Below are 20933 nucleotides of genomic sequence, written 5' to 3' on the forward strand. Positions count from 1 at the left end.
TACCACATATTTAACTTTAATAAATTTAGTAACTGTGAAAGTTCTGTTACTGATTTTTTCAGCATTCTTGTTAAATACAATAATACTAATACAGCTAGTAGAAAGGGGAAGCATGAAACCTATAGCTTTGTGCTCACTCTTCCTGATCGTATTTACCCGCCAATAATCTGTTAGTTTCGAAAGGCTCATGTCGAACACTCTTCTGCTATTTAATTCATAGGCTTTTCTCGTATACTTATGAAATTCTAACAAAAGGGAATTAAAGCTATTCTCATCGTTGTATAGAAAAAAAAATGCCACAAATGATAGTTGTATACGGAGTGCATTTCCTAGTACGAAAAACAACAATCGATGTGAAAACAATCAATCTATATGTTATTATCGACTGTCGAGCCGCGAATTCAAGTTGTAAACTGCATAACCATAAAATGCAAAACAGTCATATTTTAATTACCGAGTAATAGTTCTACAATCAATTACATTTCCTCTGGAGCTTCAATTCCCAACAATCTTAAGCCTTCTTGTAAAACGACCATTACTGAAGTTACTAGTCCAAGTCGAGATATCAGCTCGCTATCTTTGACTAACACCTTCACATTACCGTAATATTTATTAAATTCTTGTGCTAGGTCAATTAGGTATTTTGCAATTTGGGATGGTTCAAATTTTTCATAGCTTCTCTTAATTACATTTGGAAAGTCTATTAACAATTTAATGACTGACCAACTAAGTTCATCAGCTAAACCTTCTATATTGTGTACCTGTTCTTGTCCCGATTTTCTTAACAAAGAGTTAGCTCTTGCATGAGTGTATTGGACGTAAGGTCCTGTCTCCCCTTCAAACTTTAACATCTCTTCCATTGAGAATTCTACATTATTTAATCGTTCATTTTTTAAATCGTGAAAAATAAGTGAACCGATAGCAACCATTTTAGCTACTTTGTCTTTATTTATTAGTTTTGGGTTTTTCATTTCTATACTGTGTTTAGCTAGACTGATTGTTTCGTTTATAACCTCCTCAAGTAGAACAACTTTTCCTTTTCTCGTCGACATCTTCTTACCGTCTTTTAAAATAAAGCCAAATGGAATGTGAACGAGATTGTTCGACCATGTAAAACCTAGCTTTTTTAAAACAGCAAAGACTTGATTAAAATGCAGACTTTGTTCATGGCCAACAACATACAATGCCTTGCTAAACTGATACGTTTCTTTTCTATATATAGCAGCTGTTAAATCTCTCGTTGCATATAGAGTTGCACCGTCAGATTTTTTGATTAAACACGGTGGATAATTATACTCACTTAGATCAACAACATCTGCACCTTCTGATTCGGAAAGTAACCCAGACTTCACAAGTAAGTTCAGCGTTTCTTCCATTTTATCATTGTAAAAAGCTTCGCCATGATAAGAATCAAACTTGATACCTAGTAAATTATAAATACTCGAAAATTCTTTAAGTGATTCATCACGAAACCAATTCCATAGTTCGATTGCATGTTCATCTCCATCTTCAAGTTTCTTGAACCACAATCTTGCTTCATCTTCCAAGTGTTTATCTTTTTCAGCCTCATCATGAAATTTGACGTACAATTCCAATAACTGTTTAATTGGATTCTCTTTTACTTTCTCTTCATTTCCCCAGTGTTTATAAGCAACTATTAATTTACCAAATTGTGTACCCCAATCCCCTAAATGATTAACTTTAATGGATTGAAATCCACATTTTTCTGCTATAAGTGCCAGTGAATTTCCTATAACTGTTGATCTTAAATGTCCCATAGAAAATGGCTTAGCGATATTTGGGGATGAAAAATCAATAACTACATTTTCACCATTTCCAATATTTAAAGTTCCAAAATGATTACCTTGCTTTAGGATTATAGCCATTACTTCTTTACTAACTTCCTTTTTATTCAAAAAAACATTTACATATGGACCATCAGCTACAACTTTATCAAATAATGTGTGGCTAACCTGTTCAGCTATTTCTTTAGCAATATGATTTGGAGATTTTCGAAACTTTTTGGCTAAGGAAAAGCACGGAAAAGCAATATCACCCTGAGTATGAAACTTTGGTCTTTCAATTATCTGTAACGTCTCTTCATAAGTTATAACATCCTTTAAAACTTGTGAAATTTCCTTAGCATATATTTCTGAATAATTCATTTTCTTCATCTCCTACCTGTTATTTTCATCAGTACGTTTACTGTCCAAGTCTCTATGTCTACTGTCCATACTAGGGAATGTGAAATCGTGTTTCAAAAGGGTATACCTACAGTAATGTGTGGTTAACTATGTAACTAGAGCAGATCATATTCTTTCCGGAACTCTTGTAGCTTGATTTTTAATAGCAGGAAAAATATGAATTACCTTTTTTATTTGGTACACCCCTTCTGATAAAACTAAAAAAATCCCGCCTCTTAAAAGAGACGAGATTTTCCCCGCGGTACCACTCTAATTGTTCAAATTGAACCATCTTAATGTCATTGATAACGGTTGATTAACCGGCATACCCTACTTGTACAAGGTTATTTAAATAAAAATAACGCTAATACTTTTTCGGACTGCTTCTCCGAAGTACGTTTCATTATGAATAATCGATTAGGCTTTCACCATCCCTAACTCGCTACACGTATATTCAAAATTACTGTCTTCTTCAACGAATGAATTATTTTTACAAATTATAAATAAAGTTTAGAAATATTTCAAGGTTATTTATTCCATAAATTTTTTTATTCTCATTTATTTTTCTACATCATGTTGTAAAATGTTTTGTATTTTATCTAAAAATGCTAGTTGTAATTCGTACTGAGAATAAATACTTTCAAATGTGGCTTTAGTAATCGGAGATAGTTCACCCATTGCTTTCTCCTTATGTTCTTCTCCTTCTCTTAAAGCTGAAAGTTGCTTTGTTAATAACTCTTTTTGCTCATCAATTGCCCGAATGACTTGTTTGCTTGCACTAGACTCAGCAAATATTAACCCCGTATACAACGTAGTAGGTAAAATAACTGATGACGTAGCAAACGATTCGATTAATAAACTTTGAAATTCATTATGCCCTTTGTCGGTAATCTTATATATGGCTTTTGTTCGGTTACCAGTTTGCTCAAGCGAAGCAATTTCAACGAGTTCTTCCTTTTCCATCTTCTTTAACGCGTGATAAATCGATCCTGGTAACACACCTGCCCAAGCATCTGTCTGGGATATTTGTAAGACTTGCTGAATTTCGTAGCCTGACATTGGCTTCATTCTTAAAATTCCTAATACCATTAAACGCGTCATTTTCACACCTCAAATCTAATTAAACAACGTTGATTAAATTATCATTACTATATCACTACTATTATTGTGGAGTAAAGACCATAATGGTTGCAAGAAATGTAGACGTACCTTGGTTATTGGATGAAGGGTGAATGAAGAAAACGATCTAATAGGGTGATGCTAGTCCTTAGAAATGCATTGGGCTCCTGCTACAGCATCTAACATTTAAGCACTAAACCACATATAAGGGTTGGATTAACTCCAGTATCATGGTTAAGTAGCTCGCGCCTATGACTCATTTTGCTATATAATAATATACATGCGTACCATACTTAATACCGACTTTTAATTATTTGTTTTCTTTACAACTCTGTTACCCTTCAAGACTGAAAACACTGGCTGATCAACTTCCCACTTAAATGTAGTAACTCCTAAAAAGAGAAATCCAAGTGTAAAGAATACAAGGATTATCAGCGAGACTACCATATCATTTATACTTGTAAATAGGGAACCTAATATCAATCTGGCAAAATACTCAAATGGGAGTATTTCTCCGATAACCTTAATCCAACTAGGTGCTTTTTCAAGGCTATAAAATGCTTGGCTACAAAATACCATAGGTATTTGAATGAGGTTAGCAAGCATATTAATCTGTCCCTCATTCTTTGCTAAATTAGAAATGAATATGCCTAAACAAGAAAAACAACTCGTTCCTATTGCTAATACCCCGATTAATTGTATAGTACCTAAAATAGAGATTTGTAAATCAAAATAAATGACTCCAACAATTAGAACGAGTAAGTTTATAGCAATACCTAATAAAGCTCTAACAAAAGCATTCATTATGATAAAATACAGTGTTTTATAAGGTGTCACCTTTAGCATTTTATAGACACCTTTATTTCGTTGTCCGAACACTTGAAACGCAGTTCCTTGGACACCCCAAAAAAGAGTGCTAATTGCAAGAACAGCAGTAACGAGCTGCGGATAATATGATACTGAATTAACAAATATGCCAACTCCTATCATTAATATGATTGGGAAAACTGTTGCATAAAACAACGATATTTTATCCCTAATAGTTGTAATAAATATTGCTCTAATAATCATTTTACAATACCCCCATTCGTTACATGCAAATATACTTCCTCTAAACTTACATACCCATACTTCTCACAGAGTTCCTTAGGTGTCCCAGCTTCTACTATTACACCATCTCTCATTATAAGGACACGGTTAGCAATTTTCATTACTTCATCCATATCATGAGTTGTAATAACTACCGAGGTCCCTTTATCTTTAAGCTGTCTCACAATTTTATGGATGTCACGACGAGCTTGAGGATCAAGAGCTGCTGTTGGTTCGTCTAGAAATACTACTACAGGATTGTGTACTAATGAAATGGCAATTGATAGTCGCTTTTGTTGACCTCCCGATAATTTTAATGCATCTACGTTTGCAACCTCATTAAGTCCACATTGTTTTAACAACTGTGTTGCTTCCTCTCGGGGAAGTGATTTTTTATAAAATGCAGCAAACAACCTAAGATTTTCTAGTGCACTTAAACCTGGGAAGAAGGAAGTTACTTGCAGCTGTACCCCAATACCATTCATATAATCTTCCCGCCAAAATTGAATCATACCTTCACTAGGCTTACGAAGACCTAACACCATTTCCAATGTTGTCGATTTCCCCGCTCCATTCGGCCCAATAATCGCAAGAACTTCATGGTCTTTCACTTCAAATGAAACCTTATTAACAACTGGTCTTTCATTGTACAACTTAGAAAGTTCATTAACTCTTATTAAAGTTGTTGACATATTACACACCTCTTTCATTGTTTACTCAACATTGAGTATAGCAGCAAAAAAATAAGATTTTTTTATATTGTTTAATCAACGTTGAGTATATTTTATACAAATTCATCATATCTCATACGTAAATAATTGTAAAGATATTTTTTACACTATTGGATATTTTTGTTTGTTATCAGCTTTTCGATACATTGGTTTAGTTAGCTAGTCATTTTGATTTGGCAATATAATGTGTAAATCCCACAGTTAACAAAGGCTGCAAAATAGTTTAACGAATGAATAGCAAGATCTTTTCGTAAACTTTATTGATAAATTTTACAAAATTAAAAATTGATTGCTATTTGTTAATAGAAAAGTTATAAGGAACAACCAGTTGAATACGTGTTGATGCCCTACAATAGATGAGCCACAGCAATTTGGCTGTGGCTTATTTTCCATTTAATTTTAACAAACTAATTTTCCCTGCTAAAGTTTCTGCTGTCGTTGGACCAACTATTTTTTCTCGGATAATGCCGCTTGGGTCAATGATAAAAGTTTCAGGTTGGCCAACTACTAAATAATTTTTTGAGACATTATCATCTGTATCAAATAAATACAGTGTTGTTGAATTATGTTTTGTTATAAATTTTTCAACACGACTTTTAGGTTCTCCACGGTCGATAATAAGAAGCTTATACTTATCTCCATATTGTTGATGAAAGGCTTCGAGTTCAGGTTCTTCATCTACACACGGCTTACACCATGTAGCGAAAAAATTTAATACAACGAATTGCCCCTGATAGTCAGATAAAGTATGAGTATCTCCATCTAAATCCTCTAGTGTGAAATCATAAGCTGAGTCACCAACCTTAACTCCTTTGACTCCTTGTATTCCTGAAGCTAAAAAGAAAAATATGGCTGCCACCAAGCATAGTACTATGATTTGAATCATTCTTCTTTTGTTCATACAAATCATCCTCTAAACTGGATTTATCATCATTAAGAGTTACGTTCTACCAGTTGATGAATACAGTTAACAGCACAATCAAAAAGGACGTGTACTGTTAATTCAATACTAATATTGAAGTTTACTAGAACGAGCTTATTGCTTCTCTAACTCTTGTATATAATCTAATTCTTTTTCTAGTTTTCTTTGCCGTTTCCCAAGCATAACTACATATCCAGCAATTAAGACCCATGCAATTGTGTATGCACTAAATAAATACCCCATTTTCAGTTCCTCCTCTTTATTGTTTATTTACTATTCCATCGTACGCATAGCACCTTTAGCTATGAAAGTACTTTCCTTAGTCGCCTATCCTATACCAGACAGGAAATAATCTCCCCTGCAAATAGTTAATTAAGGTCTAGTGAATTTGGATTCTGTAAACCTACATATGCTACGGTATTTTTCGTTACTAACTTTTACGAAATTTTATTCATTAACTTCTCTTGAATAGCTTTCTTATTTTGAGCGATCACAATTTTTGCTTTTTCTATATAAATACCTTTTTGGAGTAAAACAATATACAACAAAGTAATAAAACCTAGCGTAAATAACAATGTGAATAACATTTCAGGCTCAATTCCGCCTCCTTGTTGTGTCGGACCATCACCAAACACGATTGGATGAAGCTTTGAGTTCCACCAACGTATTGCCATAAATACGATTGGAACATCAATAAAACCAATAATTCCAAATACTGAGGCTAATCTTGCTTTCTTTTCCCATGCTCCGTCCATACGACGAACCATAATATAAGATACATAAATAAACCATAAAATCAATGTCGTTGTTAATCTAGGCTCCCAAGTCCACCATGTATTCCATGCACTTCGTCCCCAAATAGGTCCAGTTGTTAAGACGATAGTTGTAAAAACAACACCAATTTCAGCCGAAATTCCTGCAATGATATCATAAATTCTCTTCCTTTTTATAAGGTATAAAATACTATAAACAAACACGACTCCAAAAGCCAAAAACGCAACCCAAGCTGAACCTACGTGAAAATAAAATATTTTTTGTACTACGCCCATCGTAACTTCGACTGGAGACCATATAAATATTAAAAACATTGTTACTACACCTATTGGAATTGTTAACCAAAGAAGTATCTTATGAAGTTTTGATTCTGATTGCCAAACCACATTATTCTTTGTCATTTTTCACACCTCCATCACATATTCAAATAATAAGAAACAAATAACAAAAAACACAAGATCATACCCAATCATCAATTGCATCCACGATATAGCACTTGATAAATTCTCAAGATTAACTAGCAATATTTTTGTTGCCTGCACAGCTGCAATAATAATCGGACTAACTATAGGAAATAAGACAATTGGTAATAGCATTTCACTACTCCTTGAATTAGCAGTTAATGCAGCTAAAAATGTACCAATGCTTATAAAACCAAAAGTTCCTAAAAAGATAACTGCTAAAAATAAGGGAACGTTTCCCAGTAAGCGAAAATCAAATAAGATAAATAATAATGGTATAGAAATCAATTGAACTAATAGTACAAAAATGAAATTAGCGAGCATTTTGCCAAAATAAATACTTGAAGGATCAATAGGTGCGACAATCATTCCATGTAAGCTATCTTGATTTTTTTCAGCTAAAAATGAGCGGTTCAACCCTAATATTCCAGCAAAGATAGTAATGACCCATACCATTCCAGGTACCACTGCTTTGACAGCATTACTCGTAGGGTCAAATGCAAAGCTAAAAGTCACAATAACAAGCCCTGAAAAGATTAACATAGTACTTAATAGTTGTTTTGTTTTCCACTCAGAATATAGATCTTTCCAAGCGATAATCCATGCAGATTTAAATAGTTTAATCATGTTAACTCACCAGTCCTGCATACATTTCTTTGATATCTTTCACGTTTTTTTCACCTGAAATAGCAAAATCATCAATTAACAATCCTTGTTTCATCACGATTGCTTTATCACATGTTTCAATGAGTTGATGGAAATCATGTGTAACCATAATTATAGTTGTACCTTCCTGCTTCAATTGCAAAATAACATTATTTAAAATTGAAACTGCCCGTTGATCTAACCCAGTATGTGGTTCATCTAGAAGTAGAATACTAGGTGAATGAATAATCGCTCTAGCAATCGCAATTCTTTGTAGCATTCCTCTTGAAAATGAGCGAACAGGCTCATGCATAAATAAGCTTAAACCTACCATAGAAATGAGTTCTTTTGCTCTTACCTCAATATCTTCTACATCATAGAGCTTTCCGTAATAAACTAGATTCTCAATCGGTGAAAAGTGATCATATAAGTAACTGCTATGTGATAAGAATCCAATTGTTTTCTTAATAACCTCTTCGTTCGCTTTTAGCTTCATATTATTTATCAAAACATCACCAGATGTCGCCTCCAGCAATCCACTAATTATTTTTAATACTGTACTTTTCCCTGCTCCGTTGGGACCTAGTAAAGCGATCGTTTCCCCTTCTTTTACTGTTAGATTGACTCCACGTAGAATCGCTTTCTCACCTATCTTTTTCGTTAGCAAAGATGTTTTTATCACGCAGATCCCTCCAATCTATTCAGTCATTTGTTTTATATTAAATTTCACTTGAATTAACAATTCTTTATAAGCATTAAACTGTTCATGGAACTTATCTTCAGATATTTTTCCTGCTTTCAGTTCATCTTCTAAATCGATCATTTTCGTCATAATTGCATCGCGCTTTCCAAGCAATTGTTGAAAAATCTTCTCCTCTTTATCCTCGGTCAAAGAAATTTGCCTATTCTGGTCTTTTTGACGAAAGTAAATGAAAAACAGCCCTCCTCCAATTATGATTACACCAAGAATAATTAATAATATATGTGGGTTAAATTGTCTTAACGGTGAATCAAACCACATCCGTAAATGTCCTGGATTATGAAAGCTTGGAGAAGTTTGTGTGACTGCAGCACTCATCATAAAAATGCTTTTCACCTTACTTCCCTCCCCGCTGTTTTCTCGTTTGATCAAGTTCATTAGCTATTTCATTTTCTATATCCTTTTTAACTTGTTCAGGCATATTTTTTATTGTATTAGCAACATGAACATCGTCTACTAACGTTTCCTCCGCCATAATAGGAAGAAGCATTTTTTCGTAGTTATTTTTTAATTTCTCATAATCCTCTGTCGATAATTTTTTCATGTTATAATCCATTTCGAGTTCATTTAGTGTCGCAAATATTTCTTCTTTTTTTATGATATCTACTTCATCTATCATGCTTTCATGAAAAGTTACATTCTTTTTTGACAGCAGTGGAGATATTACTAAATAACTACAAACTACTACTAATAATGTGGCTGTTATAATTGAGACTAGATCCATATCAATCACATCCTAGAAAAGCTTTTTTCTTTCTTTATCAATCATTTCTCTTAAAACAGAATCGGTGTTCTCGTCACGTAAAGCTTCATCAGTTGTTATTGAATGAGCACTGTTATTTTTTTTGATCCAACTACGAATAACTGTAAATACAATCACTCCAGCTACAATCAATACGATAAATGGTGTGATCCATGCAGAAAGGCTAAATCCTTGCTTAAGTGGGGCTGACAATGCCTCTTCGCCAATTTCCTCAACGTAGAAATTTAAGATCTCTTCCTTGTTCATCCCTTCTTGCATCATTTGAGCAACTTCTTCGTAATATTCTTGCTTAACAGGGCAAGTAGCCAAATCATCCCCCGCATGTCCTTCCATGGCAAGCATTGCAACAATGCTCTGAAATTGTGCCGAACTATAATCAACATCTTCTACTGCATAGGTACCGGAAGAAAATAAAAGTATAAGAAGCCCAGTTAAAATGAATAAGCGCTTCATCATTTCCCCATCCTTTCTACCCAAACCCTTAAGATACATGTCGCTGTACCCCTTTATATCTCGGAGTAATATTGCCGTATTTTCCGCTCCAAACAGCAAATATTGCGCCTATTAAAACAACCATGCCACCCGTCCAAATCCATTTTACAAGTGGATTAATCCGAATAACAAATGTAGCTCTTAAATCTTGCTCCCAACCACTTAACACAATATAAAGATCTTCGTCCCAATTACTAATAAGAGCTACCTCAGTAGACGGTTGTTCGAATGAACCATAAAAGATTTTCTCAGCTTCAGCATATCCTATATCTTGACCGTTTTTGTTAATTTTTAGAGTGGCAAACACTACATCATTGATACCTTCACGCTTTTGTTGTAAGTTCTCATAGGTAATTGTGTACTCTGCAAGTTCAATACTTTCTCCCATCGCTAGCGTCTTCATTGTTTCAACATTGAAGTTATTTGAACCAATTATACCTACTGCCATTAGAGCTATCCCAATATGAACGATATAGCCACCGTACCGTCTGCGATTACGTGACATTAAACGGCCAAGTGCAACAATGACATTTTCTCCAGTAACTGACTTTCTAGCCTTTACCCCGCGACTAACTTCAAGAATATGAGTAAAAATCATGAATGCAACAACAGCAAAGCCGATAATCGGATAAGCTTTTTTAATATCTAGAAGTATTAGTAACATAGCAACTAGTAAGCTCAAAATTGCTGGAATTAAAAAGTTTTTTCGTAGATTTCTTACAGTTGAGCGTTGCCAAGCGATTAAAGGGCAAATAGCCATAACAAACATTAATGCAAGCATGATAGGTGACATAACTGTATTAAAGAAAGGGACACCAACCGTAACCTTCGTTCCTTTAACCGCCTCAGAAATGAGTGGAAAAATTGTTCCCCAAAATACTGCAAATGTCGCACCAACAAGTATTAAATTATTGATTAAAAAACTACTTTCTTTTGATAAAAATGACTCAAACTGTCCGCTGTTTTGTCTTAATAAATGAAAGCGACTCATCATTACATATAGTGCAAATAAGACTGCAAGTGCCATAAAAATTAAAAAGTAAGTACCTAAATTACTATCTCCAAAAGCATGAACTGAAGTTAAGACGCCACTTCTTACAAGGAAAGTTCCAAATAATGTTAATGCGTATGAAAGAATAATCAAACTAATATTCCAAATCTTCAACATCTGCTTGCGTTCTTGAATCATTACCGAGTGTAAAAAAGCAGTAACAGTTAACCAAGGCATGAAGGATGCATTTTCAACAGGGTCCCATGCCCAATAGCCACCCCATCCGAGCTCAAGATAAGCCCAATAACCTCCGATTATATTGCCAAGAGTTAAAAATAACCACGCTACTATTGTCCAACGTCTCGTCATACGAATCCAAAAAGCGTCTACATTCTTTAGTATTAAAGCAGCGATAGCAAATGCAAAAGGTACAGAAAGTCCTACATAACCTAAGTACAATGTTACTGGATGTAAAATCATCCCTGGGTCTTGTAACATTGGATTTAAACCTTTCCCAACCTCTGGAATAATATCATTCAGTTCAAAAGGTTTCGTAGTCGTTGCTAACAAGAAGTAAAAGAAAATAATATTTCCAAGCATGATTGTTCCAATATAAGGAACCATTGGATTGCCTTTCATTTTTCTTGAAAACACAACCATCGTTGCGTACATCGTTAAGAAAAATGTCCATAATAATAAAGAACCTGCATTACCTGCCCATAATGCTGAAAGCTTATATATAAGTGGTAAATCGCTACTTGTATACGTAGAAACATACTTAAATTGAAATTGACTTGTACCTAAAGCGTAGAATAAGACAAACATTGAAACACTTGTTAATAAAAAGATCGATAACACACCATTCTTCCCACTATTTATTAACTTTTGGTTTTGCTTTCTTATTCCTAATATGAGAATAATAAATGAATAGATTGAAATGACTAATGCTAAATAAACAGCTGTACTACCAATTAAATACATGGCTAATCACCTTTCTTTACTCCTCATTTTCTATCTTTTTATGAAGCTCTGGGTCATAGTCACTTTTATCTTGGTCTTCATATTTGGATGGACACTTAGTTTGAAGTTTCTCAGCAAAAAACACACCATCCTCTTGTATATACCCCTCTACAATTGCAGTTACATCTTCACTAAAATTGTCTGGTCGCACCCCTTGATAAAATATAGGAAGCTCATTACCATCTTCGTCTCGTACTGTAAAGCGAAGTTCTATATTATCTGCATTCCAATCAATTGAATCTTCAATTAATAATCCTTGGGTCATGACGAATTTATCGCTGTACTTCTCTTCATTTGCTAAAAGTTGTGTAAGTGTCAACTCTGTACCGCTTGAACCTGGTGTAGCAGCTATGAGCAATGTGAGAATAGCTATGATGATCAAACTTCCACCAAACAATACTTTTTTATTTTTGTTCATTCCATTCACCCCTCAACTTAGTTCACTCATTTTTTTGCGATACGTTTGTTCATCAATTTCACCATTAGCCAACATGTTTCTTAACTTCTTTTTATCTTGTTGTCGGTTTGTAGCTTTAATTTCGCTTTCACGTTCTTTGTGTTTCTTTTTCTGAAAAATTAACAGCATGATTGTGAATAAAAATATTAATGAAATGACAACGATTGCAATAATTGTATTTGTTGATAACCCTCCATTATTTGATGAGTTAGTTTGTATTAGGACACTATTGTTGTTATTTGGTGCTATTTCATCAATTTTACTAGTTGTCGTTTCGTTGTCTTTCTTCTCATAAGACACATCAAATACTTTCTTCTCCCCAGCTGTTAATTGAATAACCTCATACAAATACATGTTAATCCCCATTGTATCTTGTGAATGCTGATCAGTTGTTGGTTGTATGGCAAAATCACTTGCCCCTAATGGTTCAAAGAAAATAATGTTTATAGCGTCCATATTATTGTCAGCTACGTATTCATATGTAAAATTTTTCTTATTCCCGGTATGGTTTATATCATGATAGTAATATTCAATAACAAATTTATAGCCTTGCCCTGGATCAATAGGTTCGTCTGGCATAATCGTTACTTTGTTAGAATTCTTCTTCATTTGTACTTCAATTTCTTGAAGTGATTCTTTTGTTCCATCGAGGGTATGTGCTGCTAGCCCTATAAAAAAATTTTTCTTATTCACAGGTAATGTTAGTTCGATACCTTGGCTAATTGACTCAGAAGATTGATTTACAATAGTGCCATGATAACCAACAAGAACAGTTGGTTCATCATTATTAGCATGAGGATGATTCGTATATTCCGGCATAACGATTATTGTAATGTCTTCTATAGATATGTTGTCGTAAGATGCTAGTATAGATGGAGGAAAGAGAATACTCATTAGTACCAAAATGAATATTGGAAAACATTTTTCTTTAACATAAGGAGTCTTCATTTTTTTCACCTTATTTCCCATTTCTTTCATTTCTAATATGATTGTATTAAAAATTGCTTGGTTACAACATATTGGTAAACCTATTGTCAAAAATCATCCATATTTTAGTTCACAAAAACTTCATACCAAATTGTGACTTATGTTACAGACATTACCGAAACATAGAATCGCACTAAGGATCATCACCCGACGAATGACAGATTCCTATAATATAGAGATGACCTTCACCCTTCAATGATTGGAGTGGTGACTTGCGGGTTAGGCGCTAATCCTTGACAATACCGTAATCCCACTAGGCCCAAAAGTCGTGTCTTGTGAAGGTTACTTTAATACCATTTTGGCTCCTTAGCTAGTGTATTCGAGCCACTTCGTTTTACTGAAAAGCTGTATTGAAAGATGGAAGCAGCTATCTGAAATCCATTTAAAAAATAAACCATTCAGCTTGATTCAATTTAAAATTTACAGTATATTAATTATAAACACGATTCTTGTGATTTATTTCACATATATATTAAGACCATTGTCTTATGAAGGCTCTTATCAAAACATTTTTCTACTATTGATAAAACATCTAGATCAAATTAGTGTGATATTTGTACAATGTCAAACATATCCTTGCACGAAATTGTTACCACCTTATAAACAATGGAAATATAGTTTTTAAATGAACAAAAATGCACCGTACAATATAGCCGTATTGTACGGTGAAAATTAGTTTGTTAATCATCGTTCTGTAAGTGCTTAATTTTTTGGTGGTTGTTGATTTGGAAAGTAATCATTTATGACATGGTCTTTCTTTTTAAAGACATCTGGTTCATCATAAACAGCTTTTTTCACTTTTGCTATTTCTTCTTTTAGTTCGTCAATATTTACATCAAGTTTCACTAACTCTTCAGTTGCAATAATAATAGCTTCATTTAATGCTTCAGTAGATTTTTTCATACTATCCATTGCACCTTGAGGGTCATGGAATCCAGCAGAATTTTCTGCAGCTACAATATCAAATAACCACTGTCCTTTACGAACAAGTTGTTGTGCTTCTTCAATTTTAGACTCAGGAGCACCAGTAGTTATCATCTTATTAATATAGTAATGTGCATCAATGGATATTTCTTCGGCTTTGTGTAAGTTTTCCATATGAGCATCTTGAATGCCTTCAACCCGATCTATAAGCTCTTGCTCAGTCTTGTCTGCATGACATGTACGACATGATTGCTCAACCGTTTTTAAAGGTGAAGTCCATTGGTGACTAGTAATCTTTTTCTTACCGTCTGAACGTTCGTATGGCATATGGCAATCCGAACAGGAAACTTCAGCAATTCCATGAGGGCCTTCAGACCAAATTTCGAATTCTGGATGCTGAGCTTTTAGCATTGGTGCACCTGAAACAGTATGAATCCAGTCTTGTGCAAACCCAGAATCTTTTGCTATCGTATCGTAGTATTCATACATTTCTTCTGGCTTTAATCCATTTGTCCATGGGAATGTTACTGCCTTCTTTTCTGGTTCAAAATAGTACTCTACGTGACATTGTGCACATACATACGTACGCATTTCATTTTTTGTAGGGTTTGAAATGTCTACTCCCCTTGCTTCCATAGCTGTTGCAAACATTGGACGAGTGACACGTAATTCCATCGTTTCGGGATCATGACAATCTGAACAACCGATAGGAGAATGTCCTAATTCTTCAGCACGAGGTACAATCTCGTTTCGAAAGTTTGCCGACCAGTATCCGTCTCCAAACTCGTCTTCCTCTAACAAAATAGGAACTGCAGTACTTTTACAAGTTAAACAAGAACCAATTGACTTATCTGTAATTCTAGCAATATTTACATTATCTTCAATGGCGTAAATGTGTCCACGATCTTCATTATATTCCTTTGCAAATCCGTAACCATTAAAAATTATTGGTAAATAAGGCTCTTTAGTATGATCAAATTTTGACGTTGGTACTGATCCACCGTATTTCGTATCAGACATTTCTTCATTACGCTTATAGCTTTCATACTGTAACGGAAAAATATCAGCAAATGCTTCATTATTTATTTCGTCAGCTGATAGTCCCGTATTGTATAACTTTTTAGCAGTTATACTTTCTTTCGCTTCATCTGAACCACAGGCAGCAATAATAGAGATTAAAAAAATTACTAAAGCAGTGGGAACTATAATTCTTTTGATGTTTCTATACATTTTCCTCACCCTTTCTCAAAAGATTCGTTTCGATTATTAATGTCATAATCCGCAGGTTTAAACCATTCATCTGTCTTAAAGTTGCCATTACCATGAGGGATTTGCCTATGACAATCCGTGCAATTTTCTTTTGCATCATGTGATAAATTATTTAGTGTTCCTTCGTGACAGCTTTTACAGTTTTCTTGAATAACGTCAATGGTGGCTGTTTTCGCATGAATAACATCAGGAATCTTATCTGCCCCAAATGTATTCATGTAAATATCATGCGTTCCAGCTTTCGCTTTAAATAGTATTTTCCTTCCAAGGCTATCAGTTGGAGCATGACACTTATTACAGGCGATATTTGCATGTGTAGAGTCTGCAAAGCTACTATAGGCTGAATCCATAGGGTGACAAGTCGAACAAAATTCTGCACTATCTGTATAATGCATTGTCTCAGCACTTGCTACTGCCACAACAACTCCTAAAAATAGCCCAATTAAAATAACGACTTTTTTATCCAGCGCTTTAAGCTTTTTCACCATACCTTCCCCCTCCTCTTCTGTCATTTTTATATCTTCTTCATACAAATTAAAAGGCTAATTAGTATGTCAGCCACTTAATAAATTGACACATGTGAAAAAATGAGCAATTTGATAAATATTGATTTACCGCTTGGTGATGATAGAAAAGTATAACCATATTTCATTCACGAATAATAACAATTGTGAAAAAAAGCCTACCTATAGGTTTATTGTACCTTTCCAACTAAACATTACCATATTTTATTGAATGTTTGATAAACCATAATTGACAAACTATTGTCTATAAAAAGGCCAAATTGTGTACATTTGGAAAAATAATTGATTCAAGTATATTTAACAAAAACGGAACAAACTGTTTCCTCTCAACAAGCATTGGAACGTTGTTGAAGAAAAAATATTTTGTTTTCTCTCAGTCAGTTATAACGTCTTGACAGGCTAGGTGAGAGAGCTAGCAAATAAAAAAAGTAGGCTTTACTAATAAAAAGTAAAACCTACCTGAATGAATATATATGTTCGTTTTTACCTAATGGCTGTTTTCAATGTAAGATGCTACGAAAGCTCGGTTTATACGTGCTTATCTATTAGAACGAAAAGCAACAACCAATGCGAAAACAGCCTAATGTAAAGAGTCATCCTACTTAGCTGTAATGATGAAAAGATAATACATTTATAATTTGTAATGATCGTTCTTTGTTTAGTAACTACGTAAAATTTTCCTTATCAATTAACTTAACGATCAACAAATTTTTCATTATCATTTTTATCACCCTCCTGTAATTATTTGAAATGATTATTATATGATTGGGTAAGCTCTAAACGACTTTTCTCTTTCTTCATCAATCATTTTTTTTACTTGCTCTTCTCGATAAGCTTTTTCAATTGAATACGTTCGTTTATTAATTGTAATTGTGATAGACAAAATATTGAATTTCATATGGCTTCACCTCCTTTAAGTTCATTGCATACACTATGTTCAATTTGACGATAAAAAACCACAGGTAAATTTTCTATACCTGTGGTTAAAATAATCAAAATTATTTTATAAATAAGCATTAAAAGGAAAGATGCTATTTATATAAAAAGCCACAGGTATACTATTCAACCTGTGGCGTGTATGCTTAGTTAGTTATTGAAACACCCGCATTCCGACATCGGTCGAGTAGTAAGAAATACTATTTAATTTAATAAGTTTAAATAATTTGCCTAACATTAAATTCGACCTCCTTATCAGAATTTGTTTATTTCATAGGAAAGTATAACCAATTTATGATGTTTTGTAAAGGGCTTTTTTGTAAAAAATAAAATAATTTTCTTATTCTAGATCACTTACTATTTTTTTATACTTAATTACCATGTTAAATAAGAGATACGCTACAAATAAAAAAATATATGTCATTGCCATTAATAAGTTGACATTAGTCGCTTCCTGAACATGTTGATTAATAACAACACCTAAATATAAAAAGACACTAATTGCAATTAAAACAAATGCAATTCTTGTAAAGTCGACAATTTTAAATTTCAAATTACGTAATTGCTTCTCATCCATTTTAAGTTTGTCACCTACTTTTCTAAGTATCTATAAATCTACTTTAACATATCTTAGTAGGTCAAAATGAATGTAACTTTAACCAATTATAAGGTAGGAACCAATCACAAAAATAAATTAACGTCACTATGGCTGTTGTGAATGGGCTCATAATCTATAGAGAATAGGTGTCTAACTGGAACAAAAAAAGGCGAAAATACTTTCGCCTTTTTTTATTTATCCTTTAAGTGCATTAGCTAAGTCTGCGATTAAATCTTCCACATCTTCAAGTCCTACTGAAATGCGGACAAGACCATCTGTTATACCTAGCTCTTCACGACGTTCTTTTGGTATCGAAGCATGTGTCATTTTTGCAGGAACTGAAATTAAACTTTCAACTGCGCCAAGGCTTTCCGCCAATGTAAAATACTTAACTTGCTTAAGTAGTTGTTCTGCTTTTTCTTCACTACCAACATCAAATGAAATCATACCACCATAGCCTCTAACTTGTTTTTTTGCTATATTATGATTCGGATGACTACTTAATCCAGGGTAATATATCTTTTCTACACCTGGGTGATTTTGTAAAAATTCAATAATTTGTTTAGTATTTCCTTCGTGCTCTTCCATTCGTATTCCTAACGTTTTGATTCCTCTTATTAATAACCATGAATCCTGAGGGCCTAATATGCCACCTGTAGAATTTTGAACAAAATGTAGGTCTTCCGCTAATTGATTGGAATTGACTACAACGAGACCAGCAACGACATCGCTGTGACCACCAATATATTTTGTTGCACTGTGCAATACGATATCTGCTCCAAGATTTAAAGGTGTTTGCCAATATGGTGTACTGAACGTGTTATCTACGATTGTTAACAAGTTATGTTCCTTTGCGACTTTAGAAGCTCCTCTAATATCAGTAATTTTTAGCAACGGATTTGTAGGTGTTTCAATATATATTGCTTTCGTATTTGAACGGATTGCTGTCTCGATATTTGACAAATTACTCGTATCAATAAAAGTTGATTCTATTCCTAGCTTGTTTAAAACTTTCGTCATTACACGGTAAGTTCCACCATATACATCATCAGTTAAAATGACATGATCGCCGCTGTTAAATAACATCATCACTGCTGTAATTGCTGCCATTCCAGAGCTAAATGCAAACCCTGCTGTTCCTTCTTCAAGGTCTTTAATGAGCTCCTCTAAAGCATGTCTTGTTGGATTACCTGTTCGTGAGTATTCAAATCCTTTATGCTCACCTATCCCATCTTGCTTATATGTGCTTACTTGATAAATGGGAATAGAGACAGCACCTGTTTGTTGATCATTCGGAATGCCACCATGGATTAATTTTGTCTTTGGTTTCATTTTATATCGAACCTCCATAAATCTGTTTACTTAAATAACGTTCGCTACTGTCTGGAAAAATAGTTACGATGTTCATTTTTTTCTTAGCCCGACTTGCTTCAATAAGAGCTGCATGGAGTGCTGCCCCTGAAGAACTACCAACTAAAAGCCCTTCTTTTCTTGCTAGTTCTTCTACTCTCATAAAGGCATTATTATCAGATATTGTATGAATTTGATCAAAATATTTTGTATCCATATAATCTGGAAGAAATTCCATACCGATTCCTTCTGTCTTGTGGGGGCCTATATCACCACCATTTAAAATAGATCCTTCGGGTTCAACGATGACTGTTTGTAACAAATTATTTTGTTCTTTTAAATATTTCGCAGTTCCCATAAATGTTCCACCCGTTCCTGCTCCTGCAATAAACATATCAATATCACCATCTAGTTGGCTCCACATTTCAGGTCCTAAGGTTTTATAATAGGTCATTGGATTTGCCGGGTTGTTAAATTGCTGAGGACAGTACGAGTTTGGAATCTCATTAAGTAGTTGTTGAGCTTTTGAAATTGCTCCCCTCATACCTTCACTCGTTGGTGTGTGTATAATTTCAGCACCTAGCGCTTTCATTAGCAATTGTTTTTCTATACTAAATTTTTCAGGCATACATACAATTACTTTCAGCTTATGTCTTAGTGCTGCTAATGCTAATCCGATGCCTGTATTTCCTGCAGTAGGTTCAATGATCGTACCGCCAGGTTTAATTGCACCAGACTGGAGAGCTTCTTCAATGAGCTCTTTACCTAACCGATCTTTAATACTGCCACCAGGATTGTAATATTCAAGTTTTGCATAAAGCTTTACTTGTTTTGGTAAAGGAAATTGCGTTAGCTCAATCATTGGGGTATTACCAATTAAGTCATGTACGCTGTGAACAACACGCATAATTATTTTGTCACCTCAAAATTTTTTTCTGAATGATATTTTCGCATTAATTGTTGCTTTAGAATAATAGGCTGTTTTTGTATAGAATGTTGTTTTTCGTGCTAAAAGAATAAACACGGATATGATTAGTTTGCGTAAGTATCTATTTTAGGAACTATAAAAAAATTCACGAAAAGAGCCTTGTAATAAAAGCTATACACTACGACACCTTTTCTTCTCTAAAGAATCATACTATACGCATCAGTTACTCAAATTTACGTAACAAAAAGCAACAAAGTTTGCGAAAAGAGTCTTTTGTAATAAGTGCGAAGTTCTGTGAGTTTATTTAAGCCCTTCTACCATATTCATAACTAAATTGGCTGAATGTAAAGCAGCTGTTGGTAAAAATTGTTCGAAAGAGATATCTGATTCTTTACCAGCTATGTCTGAGAGAGAACGTATTACTACAAAAGGAACCTCAAATTGGTAACAAACTTGAGCAATCGCTGCCGCTTCCATCTCAACTGCATACAAATCGGAAAATTTATCTCGTACCATTGCTACTCGGCTAGGGTCACTCATAAAAGAATCACCAGTAGCAATAAGTCCTTTCACGATTTGAATATTTTCAATGTTCTCTGCTGCTTTTTCCGCTACGTTCAGAAGATTATTATCTGCTAGAAAAGCTGGTGGTAATTGTGGAACTTGTCCATATTCATAACCAAAAGCTGTTACATCTACATCATGATGGCGTACTTCTGTTGAGATCACCACATCCCCAACGTTTAATGACTCCAATAGTCCTCCAGCTGAGCCAGTATTTATGACATAGTCAACGTCAAAGCGATCAAGTAGAATTGACGTACTCATTGCTGCATTTACTTTGCCAATTCCTGACTTCAGTAATACAACTTCAACTCCATGTAAAGAACCTTCAGTGAATTCACATCCAGCAATAACACTTACTTGTTCGTTGTTAATGTTATCTCTTAAGATGATGACCTCTTCTTCCATGGCACCTATAATTCCTATTCTCATCTTGGTTTCCCTCA

The 20933-nt window shown here is 34.1% G+C and carries 22 protein-coding genes and 1 other annotated feature; all 22 genes read right to left on the minus strand.

What is annotated here, in order from left to right; translation table 11 throughout:
• Positions 1-476 precede the first annotated feature (476 nt).
• Entirely contained in the window at positions 477-2165 is a 1689-nt protein-coding gene (gene argS / locus JM172_RS01915) for an arginine--tRNA ligase (RefSeq protein WP_214480360.1), read from the minus strand.
• A 256-nt stretch (positions 2166-2421) separates the two neighbouring features.
• Positions 2422-2668, minus strand: a binding site (T-box leader).
• Between the two features lie 73 nt (positions 2669-2741).
• Positions 2742-3284 carry a PadR family transcriptional regulator gene (locus JM172_RS01920; protein WP_214480361.1) on the minus strand — a complete coding sequence of 181 codons (543 nt, stop codon included), beginning with the start codon at positions 3282-3284 and terminating at the stop codon, positions 2742-2744.
• A gap of 324 nt (positions 3285-3608) precedes the next feature.
• On the minus strand, positions 3609-4373 hold the full coding sequence (locus JM172_RS01925) for an ABC transporter permease (RefSeq protein ID WP_214480362.1): 765 nt from the start codon (positions 4371-4373) through the stop codon (positions 3609-3611).
• Entirely contained in the window at positions 4370-5083 is a 714-nt protein-coding gene (locus tag JM172_RS01930; RefSeq protein ID WP_214480363.1) for an ABC transporter ATP-binding protein, read from the minus strand. The genes JM172_RS01925 and JM172_RS01930 overlap by 4 nt, the downstream gene beginning before the upstream one ends.
• Positions 5084-5504: 421 nt before the next feature.
• Entirely contained in the window at positions 5505-6023 is a 519-nt protein-coding gene (locus JM172_RS01935; RefSeq protein WP_214480364.1) for a TlpA family protein disulfide reductase, read from the minus strand.
• A gap of 135 nt (positions 6024-6158) precedes the next feature.
• On the minus strand, positions 6159-6287 hold the full coding sequence (locus tag JM172_RS01940) for a CcmD family protein (protein WP_214480365.1): 129 nt from the start codon (positions 6285-6287) through the stop codon (positions 6159-6161).
• A gap of 194 nt (positions 6288-6481) precedes the next feature.
• Positions 6482-7219, minus strand: coding sequence for a cytochrome c biogenesis protein (locus tag JM172_RS01945; protein WP_214480366.1), 738 nt, complete (start codon positions 7217-7219; stop codon positions 6482-6484).
• 3 nt (positions 7220-7222) lie between these two features.
• Positions 7223-7906, minus strand: coding sequence for a heme exporter protein CcmB (locus JM172_RS01950; RefSeq protein ID WP_214480367.1), 684 nt, complete (start codon positions 7904-7906; stop codon positions 7223-7225).
• 1 nt (position 7907) lies between these two features.
• A complete protein-coding gene (locus tag JM172_RS01955) occupies positions 7908-8606 on the minus strand; it encodes an ABC transporter ATP-binding protein (RefSeq protein WP_352222712.1) in 699 nt (232 codons plus the stop codon).
• 15 nt (positions 8607-8621) lie between these two features.
• A complete protein-coding gene (locus tag JM172_RS01960; protein WP_214480368.1) occupies positions 8622-9020 on the minus strand; it encodes a hypothetical protein in 399 nt (132 codons plus the stop codon).
• 1 nt (position 9021) lies between these two features.
• The gene (locus JM172_RS01965) at positions 9022-9408 is read right to left on the minus strand and encodes a hypothetical protein (protein ID WP_214480369.1); all 387 of its coding nucleotides are present in this window, start codon (positions 9406-9408) and stop codon (positions 9022-9024) included.
• A gap of 12 nt (positions 9409-9420) precedes the next feature.
• The gene (locus tag JM172_RS01970; protein WP_250886447.1) at positions 9421-9939 is read right to left on the minus strand and encodes a cytochrome c-type biogenesis protein CcmH; all 519 of its coding nucleotides are present in this window, start codon (positions 9937-9939) and stop codon (positions 9421-9423) included.
• Positions 9929-11911 (minus strand): heme lyase CcmF/NrfE family subunit, encoded by a 1983-nt coding sequence (locus JM172_RS01975; protein ID WP_214480370.1) that lies wholly within the window; start codon positions 11909-11911, stop codon positions 9929-9931. Before JM172_RS01975 ends, JM172_RS01970 begins: the two co-directional genes overlap by 11 nt.
• A 16-nt stretch (positions 11912-11927) precedes the next feature.
• Positions 11928-12368: a cytochrome c maturation protein CcmE gene (locus JM172_RS01980; protein ID WP_214480371.1), complete on the minus strand. Its 441-nt coding sequence runs from the start codon at positions 12366-12368 to the stop codon at positions 11928-11930.
• Positions 12369-12380: 12 nt separating this feature from the next.
• Positions 12381-13445, minus strand: a complete 1065-nt coding sequence (locus tag JM172_RS01985) for a hypothetical protein (protein ID WP_214480372.1) — start codon at positions 13443-13445, stop codon at positions 12381-12383.
• Positions 13446-14096: 651 nt separating this feature from the next.
• Positions 14097-15548, minus strand: coding sequence for an ammonia-forming cytochrome c nitrite reductase subunit c552 (locus JM172_RS01990; RefSeq protein ID WP_214480373.1), 1452 nt, complete (start codon positions 15546-15548; stop codon positions 14097-14099).
• A 5-nt stretch (positions 15549-15553) separates the two neighbouring features.
• A complete protein-coding gene (locus tag JM172_RS01995; protein WP_214480374.1) occupies positions 15554-16075 on the minus strand; it encodes a cytochrome c3 family protein in 522 nt (173 codons plus the stop codon).
• Positions 16076-16868: 793 nt separating this feature from the next.
• Positions 16869-17009, minus strand: a complete 141-nt coding sequence (locus JM172_RS02000) for a YrzI family small protein (protein WP_214480375.1) — start codon at positions 17007-17009, stop codon at positions 16869-16871.
• A gap of 378 nt (positions 17010-17387) precedes the next feature.
• Positions 17388-17624 carry a YrhC family protein gene (locus JM172_RS02005; protein ID WP_214480376.1) on the minus strand — a complete coding sequence of 79 codons (237 nt, stop codon included), beginning with the start codon at positions 17622-17624 and terminating at the stop codon, positions 17388-17390.
• A gap of 216 nt (positions 17625-17840) precedes the next feature.
• Positions 17841-18977 (minus strand): bifunctional cystathionine gamma-lyase/homocysteine desulfhydrase, encoded by a 1137-nt coding sequence (locus JM172_RS02010; protein WP_214480377.1) that lies wholly within the window; start codon positions 18975-18977, stop codon positions 17841-17843.
• A gap of 1 nt (position 18978) precedes the next feature.
• Positions 18979-19902 (minus strand): PLP-dependent cysteine synthase family protein, encoded by a 924-nt coding sequence (locus JM172_RS02015; RefSeq protein WP_214480378.1) that lies wholly within the window; start codon positions 19900-19902, stop codon positions 18979-18981.
• 321 nt (positions 19903-20223) lie between these two features.
• A complete protein-coding gene (gene mtnN, locus JM172_RS02020) occupies positions 20224-20919 on the minus strand; it encodes a 5'-methylthioadenosine/S-adenosylhomocysteine nucleosidase (protein WP_214480379.1) in 696 nt (231 codons plus the stop codon).
• Positions 20920-20933 lie beyond the last annotated feature (14 nt).

This window comes from Bacillus sp. SM2101 (assembly GCF_018588585.1).
In the GTDB taxonomy this organism is placed as follows: Bacteria; Bacillota; Bacilli; order Bacillales; family SM2101; genus Nanhaiella; species Nanhaiella sioensis.

Coding starts and splice junctions, on each gene's coding strand:
- JM172_RS01950 (WP_214480367.1), bottom strand. CDS start 7,906: ATGATTAAACTATTTAAATCTGCATGGATTATCGCTTGGAAAGATCTA.
- JM172_RS01995 (WP_214480374.1), bottom strand. CDS start 16,075: ATGGTGAAAAAGCTTAAAGCGCTGGATAAAAAAGTCGTTATTTTAATT.
- JM172_RS01990 (WP_214480373.1), bottom strand. CDS start 15,548: ATGTATAGAAACATCAAAAGAATTATAGTTCCCACTGCTTTAGTAATT.
- JM172_RS01930 (WP_214480363.1), bottom strand. CDS start 5,083: ATGTCAACAACTTTAATAAGAGTTAATGAACTTTCTAAGTTGTACAAT.
- JM172_RS01980 (WP_214480371.1), bottom strand. CDS start 12,368: ATGAACAAAAATAAAAAAGTATTGTTTGGTGGAAGTTTGATCATCATA.
- JM172_RS01965 (WP_214480369.1), bottom strand. CDS start 9,408: ATGGATCTAGTCTCAATTATAACAGCCACATTATTAGTAGTAGTTTGT.
- JM172_RS02015 (WP_214480378.1), bottom strand. CDS start 19,902: ATGCGTGTTGTTCACAGCGTACATGACTTAATTGGTAATACCCCAATG.
- JM172_RS02010 (WP_214480377.1), bottom strand. CDS start 18,977: ATGAAACCAAAGACAAAATTAATCCATGGTGGCATTCCGAATGATCAA.
- JM172_RS01940 (WP_214480365.1), bottom strand. CDS start 6,287: ATGGGGTATTTATTTAGTGCATACACAATTGCATGGGTCTTAATTGCT.
- JM172_RS01925 (WP_214480362.1), bottom strand. CDS start 4,373: ATGATTATTAGAGCAATATTTATTACAACTATTAGGGATAAAATATCG.
- JM172_RS02000 (WP_214480375.1), bottom strand. CDS start 17,009: ATGAAATTCAATATTTTGTCTATCACAATTACAATTAATAAACGAACG.
- JM172_RS01920 (WP_214480361.1), bottom strand. CDS start 3,284: ATGACGCGTTTAATGGTATTAGGAATTTTAAGAATGAAGCCAATGTCA.
- JM172_RS01935 (WP_214480364.1), bottom strand. CDS start 6,023: ATGAACAAAAGAAGAATGATTCAAATCATAGTACTATGCTTGGTGGCA.
- JM172_RS01945 (WP_214480366.1), bottom strand. CDS start 7,219: ATGACAAAGAATAATGTGGTTTGGCAATCAGAATCAAAACTTCATAAG.
- JM172_RS01975 (WP_214480370.1), bottom strand. CDS start 11,911: ATGTATTTAATTGGTAGTACAGCTGTTTATTTAGCATTAGTCATTTCA.
- JM172_RS02005 (WP_214480376.1), bottom strand. CDS start 17,624: ATGGATGAGAAGCAATTACGTAATTTGAAATTTAAAATTGTCGACTTT.
- mtnN (WP_214480379.1), bottom strand. CDS start 20,919: ATGAGAATAGGAATTATAGGTGCCATGGAAGAAGAGGTCATCATCTTA.
- JM172_RS01970 (WP_250886447.1), bottom strand. CDS start 9,939: ATGTATCTTAAGGGTTTGGGTAGAAAGGATGGGGAAATGATGAAGCGC.
- argS (WP_214480360.1), bottom strand. CDS start 2,165: ATGAATTATTCAGAAATATATGCTAAGGAAATTTCACAAGTTTTAAAG.